The 15,292-nt window shown below is 46.2% G+C and carries 14 protein-coding genes and 1 pseudogene; 7 read left to right on the top strand and 8 right to left on the bottom strand.

Features of this window, described 5'->3' with window-relative positions:
• Positions 1-30: 30 nt before the first annotated feature.
• A pseudogene (locus tag RIM23_RS17035) lies at positions 31-1,234 on the bottom strand (RNA-guided endonuclease InsQ/TnpB family protein).
• A 374-nt stretch (positions 1,235-1,608) separates the two neighbouring features.
• Between RIM23_RS17035 and RIM23_RS17030 the strand changes: the two are divergent.
• Together RIM23_RS17030 and RIM23_RS17025 are read left to right on the top strand one after the other, a co-directional pair.
• Positions 1,609-2,130: a hypothetical protein gene (locus tag RIM23_RS17030; RefSeq protein WP_446368371.1), complete on the top strand. Its 522-nt coding sequence runs from the start codon at positions 1,609-1,611 to the stop codon at positions 2,128-2,130.
• Between the two features lie 232 nt (positions 2,131-2,362).
• The gene (locus RIM23_RS17025) at positions 2,363-3,517 is read left to right on the top strand and encodes an AAA family ATPase (protein ID WP_446368370.1); all 1,155 of its coding nucleotides are present in this window, start codon (positions 2,363-2,365) and stop codon (positions 3,515-3,517) included.
• Between the two features lie 194 nt (positions 3,518-3,711).
• On the opposite strand, the gene RIM23_RS17020 is transcribed toward RIM23_RS17025, so the two are convergent.
• The 5 genes from RIM23_RS17020 to sufU all read right to left on the bottom strand — a co-directional run bounded on the left by RIM23_RS17020 (position 3,712) and on the right by sufU (position 7,470).
• On the bottom strand, positions 3,712-4,122 hold the full coding sequence (locus RIM23_RS17020; RefSeq protein ID WP_446368369.1) for a QcrA and Rieske domain-containing protein: 411 nt from the start codon (positions 4,120-4,122) through the stop codon (positions 3,712-3,714).
• Between the two features lie 68 nt (positions 4,123-4,190).
• Positions 4,191-4,478, bottom strand: coding sequence for a peptidase (locus tag RIM23_RS17015; protein ID WP_446337000.1), 288 nt, complete (start codon positions 4,476-4,478; stop codon positions 4,191-4,193).
• A gap of 177 nt (positions 4,479-4,655) precedes the next feature.
• A complete protein-coding gene (locus RIM23_RS17010; RefSeq protein ID WP_446368368.1) occupies positions 4,656-6,176 on the bottom strand; it encodes a sensor histidine kinase in 1,521 nt (506 codons plus the stop codon).
• Positions 6,177-6,191: 15 nt separating this feature from the next.
• A complete protein-coding gene (locus tag RIM23_RS17005; RefSeq protein WP_446368367.1) occupies positions 6,192-6,866 on the bottom strand; it encodes a response regulator transcription factor in 675 nt (224 codons plus the stop codon).
• Positions 6,867-7,035: 169 nt separating this feature from the next.
• On the bottom strand, positions 7,036-7,470 hold the full coding sequence (gene sufU, locus RIM23_RS17000; RefSeq protein ID WP_446368366.1) for a Fe-S cluster assembly sulfur transfer protein SufU: 435 nt from the start codon (positions 7,468-7,470) through the stop codon (positions 7,036-7,038).
• A gap of 45 nt (positions 7,471-7,515) precedes the next feature.
• On the opposite strand from sufU, the gene RIM23_RS16995 reads away from it, so the two are divergent.
• Positions 7,516-7,839 carry a cupin domain-containing protein gene (locus RIM23_RS16995; RefSeq protein ID WP_446368365.1) on the top strand — a complete coding sequence of 108 codons (324 nt, stop codon included), beginning with the start codon at positions 7,516-7,518 and terminating at the stop codon, positions 7,837-7,839.
• 39 nt (positions 7,840-7,878) lie between these two features.
• On the opposite strand, the gene RIM23_RS16990 is transcribed toward RIM23_RS16995, so the two are convergent.
• On the bottom strand, positions 7,879-8,520 hold the full coding sequence (locus RIM23_RS16990) for a ribonuclease H1 domain-containing protein (protein WP_446368364.1): 642 nt from the start codon (positions 8,518-8,520) through the stop codon (positions 7,879-7,881).
• Between the two features lie 85 nt (positions 8,521-8,605).
• Positions 8,606-9,844, bottom strand: a complete 1,239-nt coding sequence (locus RIM23_RS16985) for an acyl-CoA dehydrogenase family protein (protein WP_446368363.1) — start codon at positions 9,842-9,844, stop codon at positions 8,606-8,608.
• Between the two features lie 696 nt (positions 9,845-10,540).
• Here RIM23_RS16985 and RIM23_RS16980 point away from each other — a divergent pair.
• The 4 genes from RIM23_RS16980 to RIM23_RS16965 all read left to right on the top strand — a co-directional run bounded on the left by RIM23_RS16980 (position 10,541) and on the right by RIM23_RS16965 (position 14,847).
• Positions 10,541-11,845, top strand: coding sequence for an ABC transporter substrate-binding protein (locus RIM23_RS16980; RefSeq protein ID WP_446368362.1), 1,305 nt, complete (start codon positions 10,541-10,543; stop codon positions 11,843-11,845).
• Between the two features lie 47 nt (positions 11,846-11,892).
• Positions 11,893-12,798: a carbohydrate ABC transporter permease gene (locus RIM23_RS16975; RefSeq protein WP_446336987.1), complete on the top strand. Its 906-nt coding sequence runs from the start codon at positions 11,893-11,895 to the stop codon at positions 12,796-12,798.
• Positions 12,799-12,805: 7 nt separating this feature from the next.
• Positions 12,806-13,681, top strand: coding sequence for a carbohydrate ABC transporter permease (locus RIM23_RS16970; RefSeq protein WP_446368361.1), 876 nt, complete (start codon positions 12,806-12,808; stop codon positions 13,679-13,681).
• Positions 13,682-13,752: 71 nt separating this feature from the next.
• Positions 13,753-14,847: an ABC transporter ATP-binding protein gene (locus tag RIM23_RS16965; protein WP_446368360.1), complete on the top strand. Its 1,095-nt coding sequence runs from the start codon at positions 13,753-13,755 to the stop codon at positions 14,845-14,847.
• Positions 14,848-15,292 lie beyond the last annotated feature (445 nt).

The following is a 15,292-nucleotide window of genomic DNA, read 5'->3' as shown; positions in this document are numbered from 1 at the left end:
CCCTCGCCGGAGACGAGGGATTCCTAAACCTCACGATTTAGGTTTCTGCTTCTTTCCCCTAAGAAAAAGCGAGAGAGGTTTTTCGCAACTGCCCCTTGGACTTATGCCCATCAGGTCTTATGTTCGCTCCACAGACTATCACCGCAAGCCCTGCGGCGAGAATATTATTTGCGGCATTAATGTCTCGGTCATGGTGGGTTCCACACTCTGGACAATCCCATTCCCTGACATCAAGGGGCAATTTATCAACAATGTGACCACAGTGTCCACAGCGCTTAGAACTGGGAAACCATCGGTCAATCTTAACCAGTGTCCGACCGTACCACTGGCACTTGTATTCCAACTGACGAACCAGTTCACTCCAGCTTGCATCAGCAATCGCTTGAGCCAACTTATGGTTTTTCATCATGTTCTTCACCGCCAAATCTTCGACAGCAATCGTTTGATTTTCGCGTACCAATCGAGTCGTCAGCTTGTGAAGGAAATCTTTGCGAGCGTCGGCAATTTGGGCGTGGATTCGGGCAACCTGCTGCCTGGCTTTCTCCCTATTGTTCGAGCCTTTAACCTGGCGAGACAACGCTTTTTGAGCTTGCCTCAACTTGTATCTCAGTCGCAAGAAATGCTTTGGATTAACAATCTTTTCCCCATCGCTGGTTGCAATCAAGGAGGTAATACCTGCATCAATCCCAATCGCTTTATCAAGTTGAGATAGCAGTTTGACAGTATGATCCTCAACCAACACAGAGACAAACCATCGCCCAGAAGCATCCAACCTTACTGTAACCGTAGAGGGTTCACAGTTTTCTGGAAGGGTACGACTCCAGCGAATTGGCAGAGGTTCACAACATTTTGCCAACCACAATTGCCCATCCTTCCACTTAAAGGCAGAACGAGTAAACTCAGCACTACCACCATTCCGCTTCTTTTTGAAGTTGGGGTATTTAGCACGACCTGCCCAGAAATTGGTAAACGCTTTTTGCAAGTTCCTCAATCCCTGCTGCAATGGTACACAGCTCACTTCATTAAGAAATTGCAAGTCTTCTTGCTTTTTCCAATCTGTCAGCATAGCGGATGTCTGTTTGTAGTCAATCCGCTCTTGCCTTTCATACCAGCCTTCAGTTCGGGTGTGCAACGCCAAGTTGTAGACCAACCGAATACAACCCAACGTGCGGCGCAAGAGTTGTTCTTGTTCCGGCGTTGGGTAAAAGCGGTATCGGTAGGCGCGTTGAGTCATACCTCACATTCTATCACATTCCCTGTAAAAACTGTAAACTGTAACCGGAGGCGCGGCTTTCCTCCCTCGCTAAAAGCGACGGTCTCCATCCGCTTGCGAAAGATGAAAGAGTTTTGATCCTTGGCGCAGCAAGAGGGAACCTGGTTTGTAGGGGCGGGTTTAGTAACTGTATGCTTGGTTTTTGATGGTAACCTTTGTGCAAAACCCGCCCTGACTAACTCTTCCAGACGTAGTATGCTACGTCTGGAACATACCATCTCCCCCATCTCCCCTGCTCTCCTGCTCCTCTATCCTCACATGAGAAATGGAGGTTATGAACCTCAGCCCATGGGATGATGTAGTATTGACGCCTGTTGGTGTGGGTAATCTATCAAATGATGAAAAGCAAACTGATTCAGAAAATCATTGCCAGTGGACTCCTATTTGTGGCGTTAACTGCCCAAAGTCAGCAAATTGTACAAGCTCAAGAACGCTCAACCTCCCTGCTGAGGCTGAGTTGTGTGGATGCGGGTATTGGCAACTGGAGACGTCGAAGTGAAAACGTTGTCGTCAATAAAGCGGTTTACCCATCGCGATTTTATATGGGTCCAGGCGATACTCAGGCATCATTGACCTGTAGGCTGCAACCCAATCAGGAGAATGTCACTTTTCAGAGGCTGCAATTAGGGTTTGGCATGCGCGATAACGACCAAGGTAGTCCCAGGGTTCTTGTTAATGTGTATATAGATGGAGTAAGGGCTGAATCTCGAACCGTTTCACCTGGAGGAGAACCCGCTTTCGTATCGCTGGATGTGACCAACACGCAAAACGTTTCCCTGGAAGCTGTCTGTACAAGCAGATTTCAATATTGCGATCGCGTTTATTTCTGGGAAGCTTCACTCTTGATTGCTCCCTAAGCGTCGGCGCCGGCTAGCGTAACCCCAGTTAGCGATGCCTTAGACATTACGCATTCATGTTCTAGATGTGTCAGGGTACGTCTCTCTAAGGTAAAAAAAAGGAGTTCCTTCCTCAATTGTGTGAGGCTTATGCCGGACAAGCTCAGCCGATCAGATTATCATCAGCAGTATCGATAACAATTGCTGCTTTTCATATCGGTGTCATTTTATTGCCATCAGCCTACTATAAGCCATGAAAGTCAAGCGCCTGAAAATCAACTCGTTCCGTGGCATCGGCGATCTGACGCTGGAGTTCCATGAGACTGAACCAACAGTCTTGGTGGGGATCAACGGAACGGGAAAATCCAGTATTCTCGACTGTATCGCACTCCTACTTTCCCATTTTGTGGCGGAACTTCAAGATCCGATTGGAACGGGACATTTTATTAATGAACAGGACATTACTGAAGAACGGAAAATTCCGCGACATTTTTTTAGTCAGGGAGATATCGCCAATGGCGCCCATCACACAAAAAATGAGATCACGATTTCCTTAAGGGAACGTCCGATCAGTTGGTTTCTCTCATTATCCAATACCAAGGGACGACCCCGGGGTGGGAATATTCGAGAGTTAGAAGGAATTTGTTTGCGAATTAAGAATCAGTTGCAAAACAATCTGAATGTGAATTTACCCGTAGTGGTTTATTATCCCGTCAACCGCCAGTTTTGCGACAAGGTGACCCAAGAACCGACGAAATACCATTGGTCAAACCAACTGGTGATTTATGACCAAGCCCTAATCGGTGTGTCGATTAACTTTAGCAGCTTTTTCGAGTGGTTTAAGGATCTTGAAGATCTAGAAAACGAATGGCGTCGAGATAATCCTGAACACCGCGATCGCCTCTTAGAAGCCATCAGACAAGCGATATCCTCTCTGTTGCCCGGTTTTGCTAACTTGCGGGTGCGACGCGCCCCCTTACGCATGACGGTGACAAAACAAGGTCGAGAATTAGTTGTTAATCAGCTATCAGAAGGTGAAAAAGGCTTGCTCGCACTCGCCGCCGATTTAGCCAAACGGTTAGCGATCGCGAATCCGGGGTTAACGAATCCCCTTGAAGGGAGTGGTGTGGTTCTGATTGATGAGATTGAACTCCACCTGCATCCTAAATGGCAACACGAGATTGTGCCAGCACTGACTCGAACTTTCCCCAACTGTCAGTTTATTGTGGCGACTCATTCACCCCAAGTGATTGCTAATGTGAACCCGGAACAGGTTTACCTTCTCCAAGCTATCCCGGATAGTGAAGTGGGAGACACTCCCATGATTATCGCCAAACATCCAGAACCGTCAATGACTCAAGATAGCAATTCCTTGCTCAAAGAACTGATGGAGGTTTCGGTTAGCTAAATCGGCAAGAACCCTTACTTCAAATATCCTGACACGAGCGAAGGATCAGGCAGGGTGGGATAAATCCCCAGTCTAAAGACACGTCATTTTAGTCTCTCCTAGAACTTACGTTTTCTTGACATCTAAATTACCATTCGTAGGGGCACGATAGTATCGTGCCCTCACCATAAGTTGCGTTTGTGTGTAAGTTTGTTTTAACCAGCTTTGACCAGAATTAAATCATCTTCTTGCTTCACATCATAACCTGCCAAGGAATCTTTAGCCGGTCCTTGAATGACTTCGCCATTGATCGTGAATTTAGAATCATGGCAGGGACATACAAATTCCGTTTGATCTGCTTGCCACTTTACTGTACAACCCGTGTGAGTACAGGTAGGATTGACCGCTATAATCCTGTTCGAGTCGCCGGGATCACGCACCACCAAGATTGAACCGATGGAAAATTGTTCGTTGAGGATTTCACCGTTTTGATCCAATTGAGCGACTGCACCAACAGACTCAAATCCATCCGCACGAGTGGGATTAGCCGCAGAGGTTGATTCATCTGTTTTGGGCAGACCTAAAATTGATACAAACGTAGCTGTTTTTTTAAGTAGATGACTCATCGTTGCACTCTCCTCATTATTAAATAGTTTTCTCTTTTTAAGTTGTAAGTTGGAACCTGATCAGGATTTTAGTGGTTGCCTGTTTTTTGAATAGACGGACGTTTCTTAAATAAACCTGTCATGCTTAACCCTGTAACTAACAACCCCACTAATCCCAAACCATTCAGCAGCGGATAGATGGTTTCTAAACCCAAAATTTTCAGAGTATGCAGTTGCATTAGAAACCTAGCGATCTCGTCTTGATGAAACCATTCATCAAAAATGGTGTAACCCATGCCAGTAATCACGGTTATAATTAACGGGAGACAGGCAGCGATCGCGATTAGGCGGTGGTATTTACGAAACGTGCGTATCATGGGCATCCCCTCCTCCATTGCTTGAGAATTCTGATGTTAGCCATCACTGTTTCCGGCTATAGTTAAGACTTTAAGTGGAAAAGGTAAAGAACTCGGGTGGATACCACAGTTTTGTCAAAAAAAACTCACACCACCAGTAGGGACACGGCAGTGCCATGCCCCTACGGCTATCTACCCCTAAGAAACTATGGGCAGATACACCTGAAAACAACTGCCAACTCCTAACTCACTCCTCACCGTAATGTCTCCACCATGTTGTTGAGCAACGGCTTGAGCGATCGCTAAACCTAACCCTGAACCTTCCTGGCGCTGAGTTCGGGCTTTATCGGCTCGCCACAGGCGATCAAAAATAAACGGCAAATGTTCTGGATAGATACCAATCCCTGTATCCTCCACACTGACAACCACCAAGGTTTCATCTGTGCTCATCGACAGGGTAACTGTACCCCCGGATGGAGTGTATTGCAGAGCGTTTTCAAGCAGATTACAAAATACACGAAAAAGTTGAGAAGCATCTCCATTGACAAAAACATCAGGTTGTAGTAAGCATTTCAGGGTAATGTCTTGGGCTTCAGCGTTGGGTTCGAGACGCTCCTCAACATCCTCCAAAAGTTCGTCAAGGGGAATCACCATCCATTCGCGGGTTGGTGCGGCGGTTGTCGCATCGGTTCGGGCGAGTAACAGGAGATCCTCCACCAAACGACTCATCTGGCTAGTCGCCGACGCGATCGCAGCCAATTTTTCCACATCCGCCGGATGAATCCGTTCGGGATGAGTCTGCATCACCTCCACTGACGCCTTAATCGCCGTCAGGGGGCTGCGTAACTCGTGAGACGCATCGGCTGTAAACTGTTTAAGTTGCTGAAAACTCTGCTCAATCGGCTGCATCGACTGCCGAGTCAGCCACATACCGCCCACCCCCATCAATCCAAAAGCCAGGATACCGGCTACCCCAGATCCCCAACGTAACTGGGTGAGGACAGCTTCCACAGACTCTGTAGATTCACTGGCGCGAACATAACCTTCGAGTTGTCGTTCTCCTTGGCGGTAACTGTATGCGGGAATCGTTAGGGTACGAATCTGCCCTTGTTCCCCTGTCTGGAACCCTTCTTGTAGGAGAAAAGTGGGCGAAAGTGTGCCAGAGATAGCTAACCGTTGCTGATCCGCCCCAAACCACTCCACACTTTGATCCGGTTTACTCAGATTTTGCCAGGGAATGTCGAGATCACCATCTCCGTCTAAAGGGCGATAAGCAGGTTGATCAACGGCATCTTTATCCTGCTTAATCGCCACTAAACTATGAGCCGCCGCTTGGGCTAAATTGAGCAGACGGTTATCTAATTGCTGATAGAGACTATGGGCAAAAAATTCATAGACTACACCATTGGATATGACCCGAATTGCCACCATAACCATCAGGTAGGAACCCAACAGACGCCAGCGCAAGGATTTAAACTGGGGGCTGACAGAGTTTTGACGCTTTACTTCGGAAAGAGGGCAGGGTTTTGAGTATGTAGAAGCGGGTTTAGGGATTTTCTTTTGGCTATTGAGAGTAACGTTTGTGCGAAACCCGCCCTGACTGAGTTTTGGATTTTGACCCTTCGCTTTGCTTATAGGGAACCTGGTTTTGATACCCAATTTTGGTAAAAATTTATACGGTTTTTTATGTCCCTGATTTCCCTGATCTTCTCTGACCATACGTCTTTCCCCTGGCTAATTTTGCTTCAGCCGATACCCGATACCATAAACCGTTTGAATCAAATCAGGTGGAGCGCCGACTGCTCTAAGTTTTTTGCGTAAATCTTTAATATGAACCTTAACCGCATCTTCTCCGGGTGGATCATCCCATGACCAAAGCTGTTCTAAAATAGCGCTACGACTCTGCACACGACCATGACTTCGTAACAGTAATTCCAGTAAACTGTATTCCTTGGGCGTCAGATGCAGGGGGTGTTCAGCATAAGTGACTTGACATGTATTCGGATCGAAGCTCAGACGTTCCCACTCCAGCACCGGGGGTAGGCTAGAATTGCCTCGACGCAGTAATGCCCGAATCCGAGCGGTTAATTCTGGCAAATCAAAGGGTTTCACCACATAATCATCCGCACCTGCATCTAATCCAATCACCTTATCATTGCTAGTGTCTTTAGCCGTCAGCATCAGCACCGGGGTCATTTTACCGGAACGTCGCAAGCGTTGACAAAAGCTAATTCCATCCAGTTTAGGTAGCATCACATCCAGCAGGATGAGTTTATAGTTGAATGCTTCGACAAAATCCCACCCCGCTTCGCCATCGGTAGCCATATCAACAATATAATGTTGGTCTTGCAGAGTTTCTGCCAGCGCTTTAGCAATGCGCTGATCATCCTCAACCAGCAAAATCCTCATGATTGTTCACAGCTATTCACGGGTAGATAGTTTCTATAATAACGTTTCACTTTCGTAAACCATAAATTGGATTCGCAGCAAACAATTTTTTCTAATCCGTCGATAACACAGTCTGACAGGTAAACCATTGACAGCCGCCAAATTTAAAATTATTACATGAGGATTCGCGTTAAGATTCTATAACGGCTTTAAGCGTATGCCAACTCAATGTCGCACATTTAATCCGTATAGGAAACTGGGAAACACCCTGTAAAGCATTCAGTTTCCCCAACTCTGGGGAAAACTCACCTTGTCCGGTAATCATCTCTCGAAAGCGTTCCACCATTGACAAGGCTTCGGCTATGGTTTTCCCCCGTACCGTATCCGCCATCAAATCGGCTGACGCGATCGCGATCGCACAACCTTTTCCCTCAAATTTAATATCCTCAATCCTATCGCCTGTTGGATTAAGTTGTATCGTTAGTTCAATCGTGTCGCCACACATTGGGTTATGTCCGTAATGATATCCATCTACAGGATTGGTTGTGCCTCGATTTTGAGGGTTCTTTGAGTGTTCCAGAATAATTTGCTGATATAATCGGCGCTGATGAATTGAAGAAGTCATAATCTTTTAACATTCAATAGAGGATAGTTCCATCATTGATTAGATATGCCCAATATTTTTAACTTACCGCCCCAACTGCCTAATGAAGAACTATTTGAGGCTTTAGTCTGTAGTGATAGTGTTTTAATTGAGCGCATTATCTCCACGGGACAAACGACACCTATAGGAGAATGGTATGACGGACAGCAGGATGAGTGGGTGATTCTGCTTCAGGGTGAAGCAATTCTTGCTTATGATGATGGTTCGAGAATTGAACTTAAAGCCGGGGATTATGTTCTGATTAATGCTCATCAAAAGCACCGAGTCGAATTGACAAGCTCTCACCCACCCTGTATCTGGCTTGCTGTCCATGGTCATCTAAATAGGTAGCTTGATGCTTCTCTCTGGGAACGAGAAATGGTGCGGGTTTTACTTGCGACCAAAATCTGCGGGGATCTCACCCCAAGACCCAGTATTCCATTTTAAAATTGAGTTCTTATACTCGTTAGCTTCTAACCAATTCAATGCTCTTTTGACTAAATCAAATATTTCTTCATTATCTGGACTTGATTTTAACGTGGTTCGCACTTGCTTATTTTTAAGCCAAGTAATAGCTGTCTCAGAATCAGAATAAATGGGTATATTGCTGCTTTTATTTTTGAGGTAGGCAAGTGCATGGACAATAGCCAGAAACTCTCCCAGGTTATTTGTTCCGTTGGACATTGGACGTTTATGAAAGACGACTTCCCCGGTTGCTGTGTCAACTCCTCTATATTCAACGTCGCCTGGATTACCGATACAGGAAGCATCAACACAAATGCTGTTCCTAATTAATTGGCTTGCAGCAATATTTTTTTTGCTTGGGCTACACCAATTTACTTCTTTTTCAGAGAATTTAAAAATAGAAAGCTGTTCCGTAACACCCAATTCTGCTTCAGCTTCTCCTATAGTCTTGTACGACTTGTAAATCGCTCCACTGAACCCTTTTACTTGTTTTTCACATTCCTGCCAACTGGTAAATAGTCCTGTCTTTCTGCCTTTGAGAACAGCATAGTATTTATTGGATTTCATTTTAGAAGTGCAGCACTTGCTTGACTGGACAATTTTTGTTTTTTATCTGGATTTTTTTCCCTGACATTGTAGCACTACTATTCATCTAATTTGGACGAGGCGAGTAGACTAACTGCGCCAAAGTTGCTTCCATTACTGCCGTGGTTTGCCCAGACACCGTAAATACTACAGCTTCGCGATAGACTCTTTGGGCAGCGTGGGATTGGAGATTGGCTGCGCCACTAGAAACTGTTACAGCCGCATTGGTACAGCGCCCTGCTAGGTTAATTGCCCACGCCCTTAGCTGTAGGGATTGGGGATGATGTGTTGAGTGTTGAGGACGGTAGGGGCGGGTTTTACTATTATCGTTTGTTGTCACCCGGATGTTTCTAAACCCGCCCCCATCTCCCTCAGATCCCTGATCCTCGGTGTCAGCAGAATTTGCCGATAATGCGGCTATCATGACAGCTTCACAGTCCAAGACTTCGGCGTGGAGATGATCAAAAGCCGCTTGAATAAATTCGAGTTGCTTGCGTTGATAAACGGCGGCAATAATATCTAATCCGGCTTGAGCACAGCCTAAGGCAAAGAACCCATGATTTAACACATTTTTTCGATCCGTTTCATGAATCGCCCCGGCTTTTCTGATGAATAAAACAGACTCGTGGGGTAAAAACCAATCAGCCAGACTCGCCGACACTGTATTCGTGGAGTTCATCGCCGCTAAAACCATCGGTTCACTAAACGCGATCGCACCCCCAACCGCTTGCTCTGTAGACGTAAACGGTACTATACCATAGAGTTCCCGACCATCGGGTAATGTCGCCCCAATCACAAAATCCTCAAACAAGCTAAAACCCGTAACCCAAGGGACATTTCCAGTAATCTGATAGCCCCCATCTACAGGAGTTGCCTTGACTAGGGGATTCCCGGTGCGTCGCAGTTGGGAGAATCCTACCCCCACTAACGCCTCACCTCTCCCCATGGGGGGAAGATAGTGCTGCTTTAAGGCTTCATTGTCACTTTTTGCCAAAAATCCACCTGCACTCTGATGCTGAGTTTGCAGAAATGCCAAGGCGCCAGAATAGCGACAGACGTGTTGCTGGAAGTGAGAGAAGGTAACAGGAGTAACCTCTGCACCTCCCCAACGTTGGGGAACCTTAAGCGCGAGGAGGTTGCGAGAGCCTAATCCCTGGAGCGCGGTTCGCAACGCCTGTGTATCCTGATCTATCTCTGATGCGCGAGGTGCAACGATTTGGCGCAAGTAAGCATCCGCCACCTCTAAAAGGTTGGATTGATTCGCGATATCTTGAGCAACACCCTGGTTAGCTGCGGTTAGTGACATTTGGCAACAAACAGTTAAATTATCCCTTCCTTAGACTATCCAATTTTTAGCAAAGGAAACAAAGACCAGAGAATGGCAACAGGCGATTGCCCAAATTATTTAGGGCGGCTAGATAAAACAGTTGATACCAAAAATCGGATTACTTAAGGTCAGCTTGGTAAAAAATAGGAAAAAATCAGTGTTTCATCAAAGGTATTATCTAGGCTAATCATAACTGGCACCGTTTTCACGAAACTATTTGATGTAGGGTCAGCAAGTAGGATAAAGCCTGAAAAGCTGAGCAAGAGACTGGCTGGAACTTGCCCATCTCACGTTAACTTGGAACTTATTGCCAAAGGTGAAAAATGTCAACTAACTATGGAGGTATAAATTATGTTAGCGAAACAGGATACCAGTATCCTTTTGCACACCCGAATCGACTGACAGAGCCGATCTTGCCTCATCGCCTGCCCATAAATGTTAACTTAAATAAATTTAAGTTTCATTTCTTTACATCTAGCTCTAACCTAGATTGACATCTCGTCAAATCAAGCGATGAGGTAAAGTAATTCATAAGCGTTAGCTACAATTAGGCTGAAGCTTATACACTATCGTGTGTTGACTCCAATACCAGCACCAAGAGCAATCCTGTCAGAGACAGGGCATAATCGTCATCACACAGGTGAATTGAACCCTATTGAATTGTCAGAGCATCCAATGAACATTAGTCAGCAATTAAGCAGACTCAAAAGAGGCATCTTCAGAATCAAAAGATTCCCTCGTTTTTTAATCTTACTGATTGCCTCAATTGCCGCAATTCAGTTTTTAATTCTCCCAGCATTGACCCAACAACCCGTCACAGTCCAAGTATTGATGAGCGCCCTAGAAGCATCCCAGTGGCAACTTTTTGTCGAGGACTTTGAACAACAAAATCCAGGCATCAATCTGGAAATCATCGAAGGACCGAATGAAACTAACCTGGTTGAAGACCTCTATACCTCGGCTTTCTTACTAGGAGAATCCCCTTACGATCTGGTTTATCTAGACATTGTTTGGGTGCCAAAATTTGCCGCCGCCGGATGGTTAATGCCTCTGTCCGACCGAGTTTCTGAAGACCAATTATCAGAGTTTCTGCAAGGGGATGTAGAGGGGGGACGCTACAACGGTGAACTTTATCGAATGCCCTTCCGTTCCGACGGGGGTATGCTCTACTACCGTACTGACTTATTAAAGCAAGGTGGATACGAACCCCCCGAAACTTTTGACGAACTCATGCAAATCTCCCAAGCCTTGCAACAACAAACAGACGTTGATTTGGGGTATTTATGGCAAGGGAAGCAGTACGAAGGATTGTCTGCTATGTTTGTGGAAATCCTGGAAGGATTTGGTGGCTTTTGGGTGAATCCAGACACATTAGAAGTTGGACTTGATCAACCCGAAGCTATCCAAGCTGTCGAATTTTTACGCAATACCATTGACAAAGGCGTTTCTCCCCCTGGTGTCACCACTTACGCCGAAGAAGAAACCCGGCGAATCTTCCAAAACGGTGAAGCTATATTCTTGCGAAATTGGCCCTACGTTTACACATTAGCAGCTAACTCAGAAATTGCGGGTCAATTTGCAATCAAGCCGATGGTGCACCAACCTAATGATAGCAGTGGTGCTTGCCAAGGTGGATGGGGACTGGGTATTTCTAAATCGACGAAACACGCCGATGAAGCCTGGAAAGTGATTGAATTCTTTAACCGTCTGGAGGTACAACAACAATTCATATTGGCAACAGGCTATGCTCCAGCTCTCAAAGCACTTTATACCGATCCCGAACTGGTGGCTAAATATAGTTACTTTCCCAAACTTCTAGAAGTTCTGGAAAAAGCGGTTCTGCGTCCACCCATCGCCCAATATGCTCAAACCTCAGATATTTTACAGCGTTATCTGAGTGCAGCGATTACGCAAAGTCTAAGTGCAGAAGAAGCCATGAATCGGGCAGCCCAGGAGACTCGTAGACTCTTGGGAGATTAATGTGAAGCAGCACGTTTCACGGCTAGTTGTAAGTCTATAAAGTCACTATGAAACAAGGTTCAATTCGGCAAAAAGAGATCCGAACGGGTTGGTTACTAACCCTACTCGCCATACTTATCTTGGTAATGGTATTTGCCTATCCCATTGGACGGGCGTTTTGGTTAAGTCTATTCACTCAAAATTTGGGTACTGAGTTGCAGCCAGAGTTTTCCGGACTGGCAAATTATGCACGGCTTTTGGGTGATGGGCGATTCTGGCAAAGCATCTGGCACACGACCGTTTTTACGGTGTCCTCGATTCTGGTTGAATTAGTGCTAGGAATGGCAATTGCCCTAGTTCTAAATCAAGCCTTTTTTGGACGAGGTTTAGTTCGCACGGCTGCACTCATTCCCTGGGCGTTACCAACAGCCGTCATGGGGTTAGCTTGGCAGTGGATTTTCAATGATCAGTATGGCGTTGCTAACGATATTTTGCGATTTTTACCCGTCGTTGACCCGGTAACTTGGTTGGGTGAACCTAATTTGGCAATGGTGGCATTGATTGCGGCTGATGTCTGGAAAACAACGCCTTTTTTTGCGATCATTCTGCTGGCAGGATTGCAATCAATTTCTGAGGATCTTTATGAAGCTCATGCTATTGATGGAGCCTCTCCACTACAAAGCTTTGTGCAAATTACCTTACCTTTGCTAACCCCACAAATCCTGATTGCCTTATTATTTCGATTTGCTCAAGCCTTCGGTATTTTTGATTTGATCCTAGTGATGACGGGAGGAGGTCCAGCCAATGCTACGGAAATGATCTCACTCTATATTTACGACACGGTGAGGCGCTATCTGGATTTTGGTTACGGTGCTGCTTTGGTGGTCGTAACATTTCTCTTGCTGATTATCGCCGTAGCAATTGTCGCATTTTTGCTCTCAAAAACCCGGCTTAATGTTTTAGGAGACCAATAGATTAACCATGGCAATCGCTCAACAATCATCATCACAAAAAAAGTCACGAATCAATACCAAGCAAATTATGCTCTGGGTTGGTGTTGTCTTAACGCTAATCTTTTGCCTCGCGCCAGCCCTTTGGCAAGTTCTCACGTCATTCAAGGTGAATGAGGCAATTTCGGCAATTCCTAATGTCTATTTTCCCGCACCAGATCAACTCACTTGGAATCACTACACGCAGCTATTTGAGCGTTATCCCTTTTGGCGTTATATCTTCAATAGCGCCCTTGTTTCCTTAACCTCCACCTTCTTGTGTTTAATCGCCGGAGCGCCTGCCGCTTATGCATTGGCACGGTTACGAATTCCGGGAGAGCGAATTGTTCTAGGCTGTGTCCTCGTCGTCAGTCTCTTTCCCTACGTGCTACTTTTTCTGGGGCTGCTAGAGGTGGTGAAAGCTTTGGGCTTGGGAAATAACTACATCGCCCTAATTGTTCCTTATACCGGAATTAATTTACCGCTGACTATTTTGGTTCTACGGAGTTTCTTTCAGCAGCTACCTAAAGACTTAGAAGATTCGGCTAAGGTTGATGGATACAACACAGTACAAATGCTGCTGAAAATTGTTCTGCCGATGACCATACCTGCCCTGGTAACCACGGGAATTTTGACATTTATCTTTGCCTGGAATGAGTTTATCTTTGCCTTGACCTTTATTACTCAAAATGAAATGAAAACTATCCCGGTGGCAGTGGCTCAAATCGGTGGCACATCTGTATTTGAAATCCCTTACGGTCCGATCGCGGCGGCGACAGTAGCTGGAACTTTGCCCCTGATTGTGTTAGTCCTCCTCTTCCAGCGTCGCATTGTTCAAGGAATCACGGCTGGGGCAGTGAAAGGATGAGGTTGTAGAGACGTGCCATGGCACGTCTGGATTAACCCCGATTTAGATTCAAAACTCAATAGGTAAAAATCATGGCAAAACTCGAACTCCAGAATCTACGCAAAGAATACAATCCCAAAACAGTACCCATTAAAGACATCAGCTTAGAGGTGGAAGATGGTGAGTTCATGACATTTATCGGACCCTCTGGCTGTGGCAAATCTACATTACTACGATTAATTGCTGGATTGGAAACCCCAACCAAGGGTAGAGTGGTTATCAGTGGACAAACAGTCAATACTGTCCCTCCCGGCGATCGCAACATTGCCATGGTTTTCCAGAGTTACGCCCTCTATCCCCACATGACAGTAGAGGAAAATATCAGCGCCTCTCTGAGAATCCGTAAAACTCCTAGCGATGAAATTCGCAAGCGCATTGATGATGTAATTATCAAGCTGGATTTAGACCGTTCCTTACTCGAACGCAAACCCCGTCAACTCTCCGGTGGACAACGACAACGGGTAGCGGTTGCCCGCGCCTTAGTTCGGGAACCGGAAGTCTTTTTATTAGATGAACCCTTGAGTAACTTAGATGCCTTACTGCGAGAACAAGTTCGGGCAGAACTCAAGCAACTATTTAAATCTCAAAACAAACCCGTCGTCTATGTTACCCACGACCAAACCGAGGCAATGACTCTCTCTACTCGCATTGCCTTACTTTACGAGGGCGTATTGCAACAGCTTGATACTCCCTATCAGATTTATACCTACCCAGCTAATAGTTTTGTTGCTAGTTTCATGGGCAGTCCCCAAATGAACCTACTAACCCTTAGCTGTCAGGAGAATTATGCCATCTTGGGTGACTTTAAACTGAAACTGCCCAACTTGCCGCAAAAACCGCGCCAAATTATCATGGGTATTCGTCCCGAAAATGTGCGGATTGCCAGAGAAGGAGATAACCAAATCATTAAGGGTAACGTGTATCTCGTTGAAGATATGGGCAAAGAAAAACTGATTAGCGTGCGGGTGAGGGGTTCCCAAGGGTCAGAAGGTAAGACAATTCGGGCGTTGTTACCCGCTGATCACTACTGGGATGGTGAAGAAGATACGGTGACTCTAGCCCTACCGGAGAAAACGATGCACTGGTTTGATGTAGAATCAGGCGATCGCTTCACCCATCATTCCTAACCGATCGAGTCTCGAAACTGACGACAGTCGGGGCGGGTTTAGTCACATTTTTTGTGCCACCGAAAAGATAATCGTCAAAAGAGCCCCTACACCTTACTTTTCACTTTTCACGGGATCTGGAAAACCTCTCTCCATCCCCCCTAGCCCCCATCCCCCCTAGCCCCCATCCCCCCAAGCCCCCCGTTGAAAGGGGGGGTTTAAGGGGGGGGTTAAGGGGGGGTGATAGGGGGGTTGAAGGGGGGTGTTTAGGGGGGGGGGGGGGGGGGGGGGGGGGGGGGGGTGGGGGGGGGGCGGGGGGGGTGGGGGGGGGGGGGGGTGGTCGCAAAATCATCAGATGGACTTTCTAGAACTTGATCCCGGTCACGTCGATATTATTCTCCAATACCAAGCAAACGTAGACCCGAATTGCTGGCGAAATTTTGTTTGTAGCGATTGAACCTGCTGG

It is taken from the genome of Coleofasciculus sp. G3-WIS-01 (assembly GCF_040223135.1).
In the GTDB taxonomy this organism is placed as follows: Bacteria; Cyanobacteriota; Cyanobacteriia; order Cyanobacteriales; family Coleofasciculaceae; genus Coleofasciculus.
This window is presented reverse-complemented; position numbering and strand designations above follow the sequence as displayed.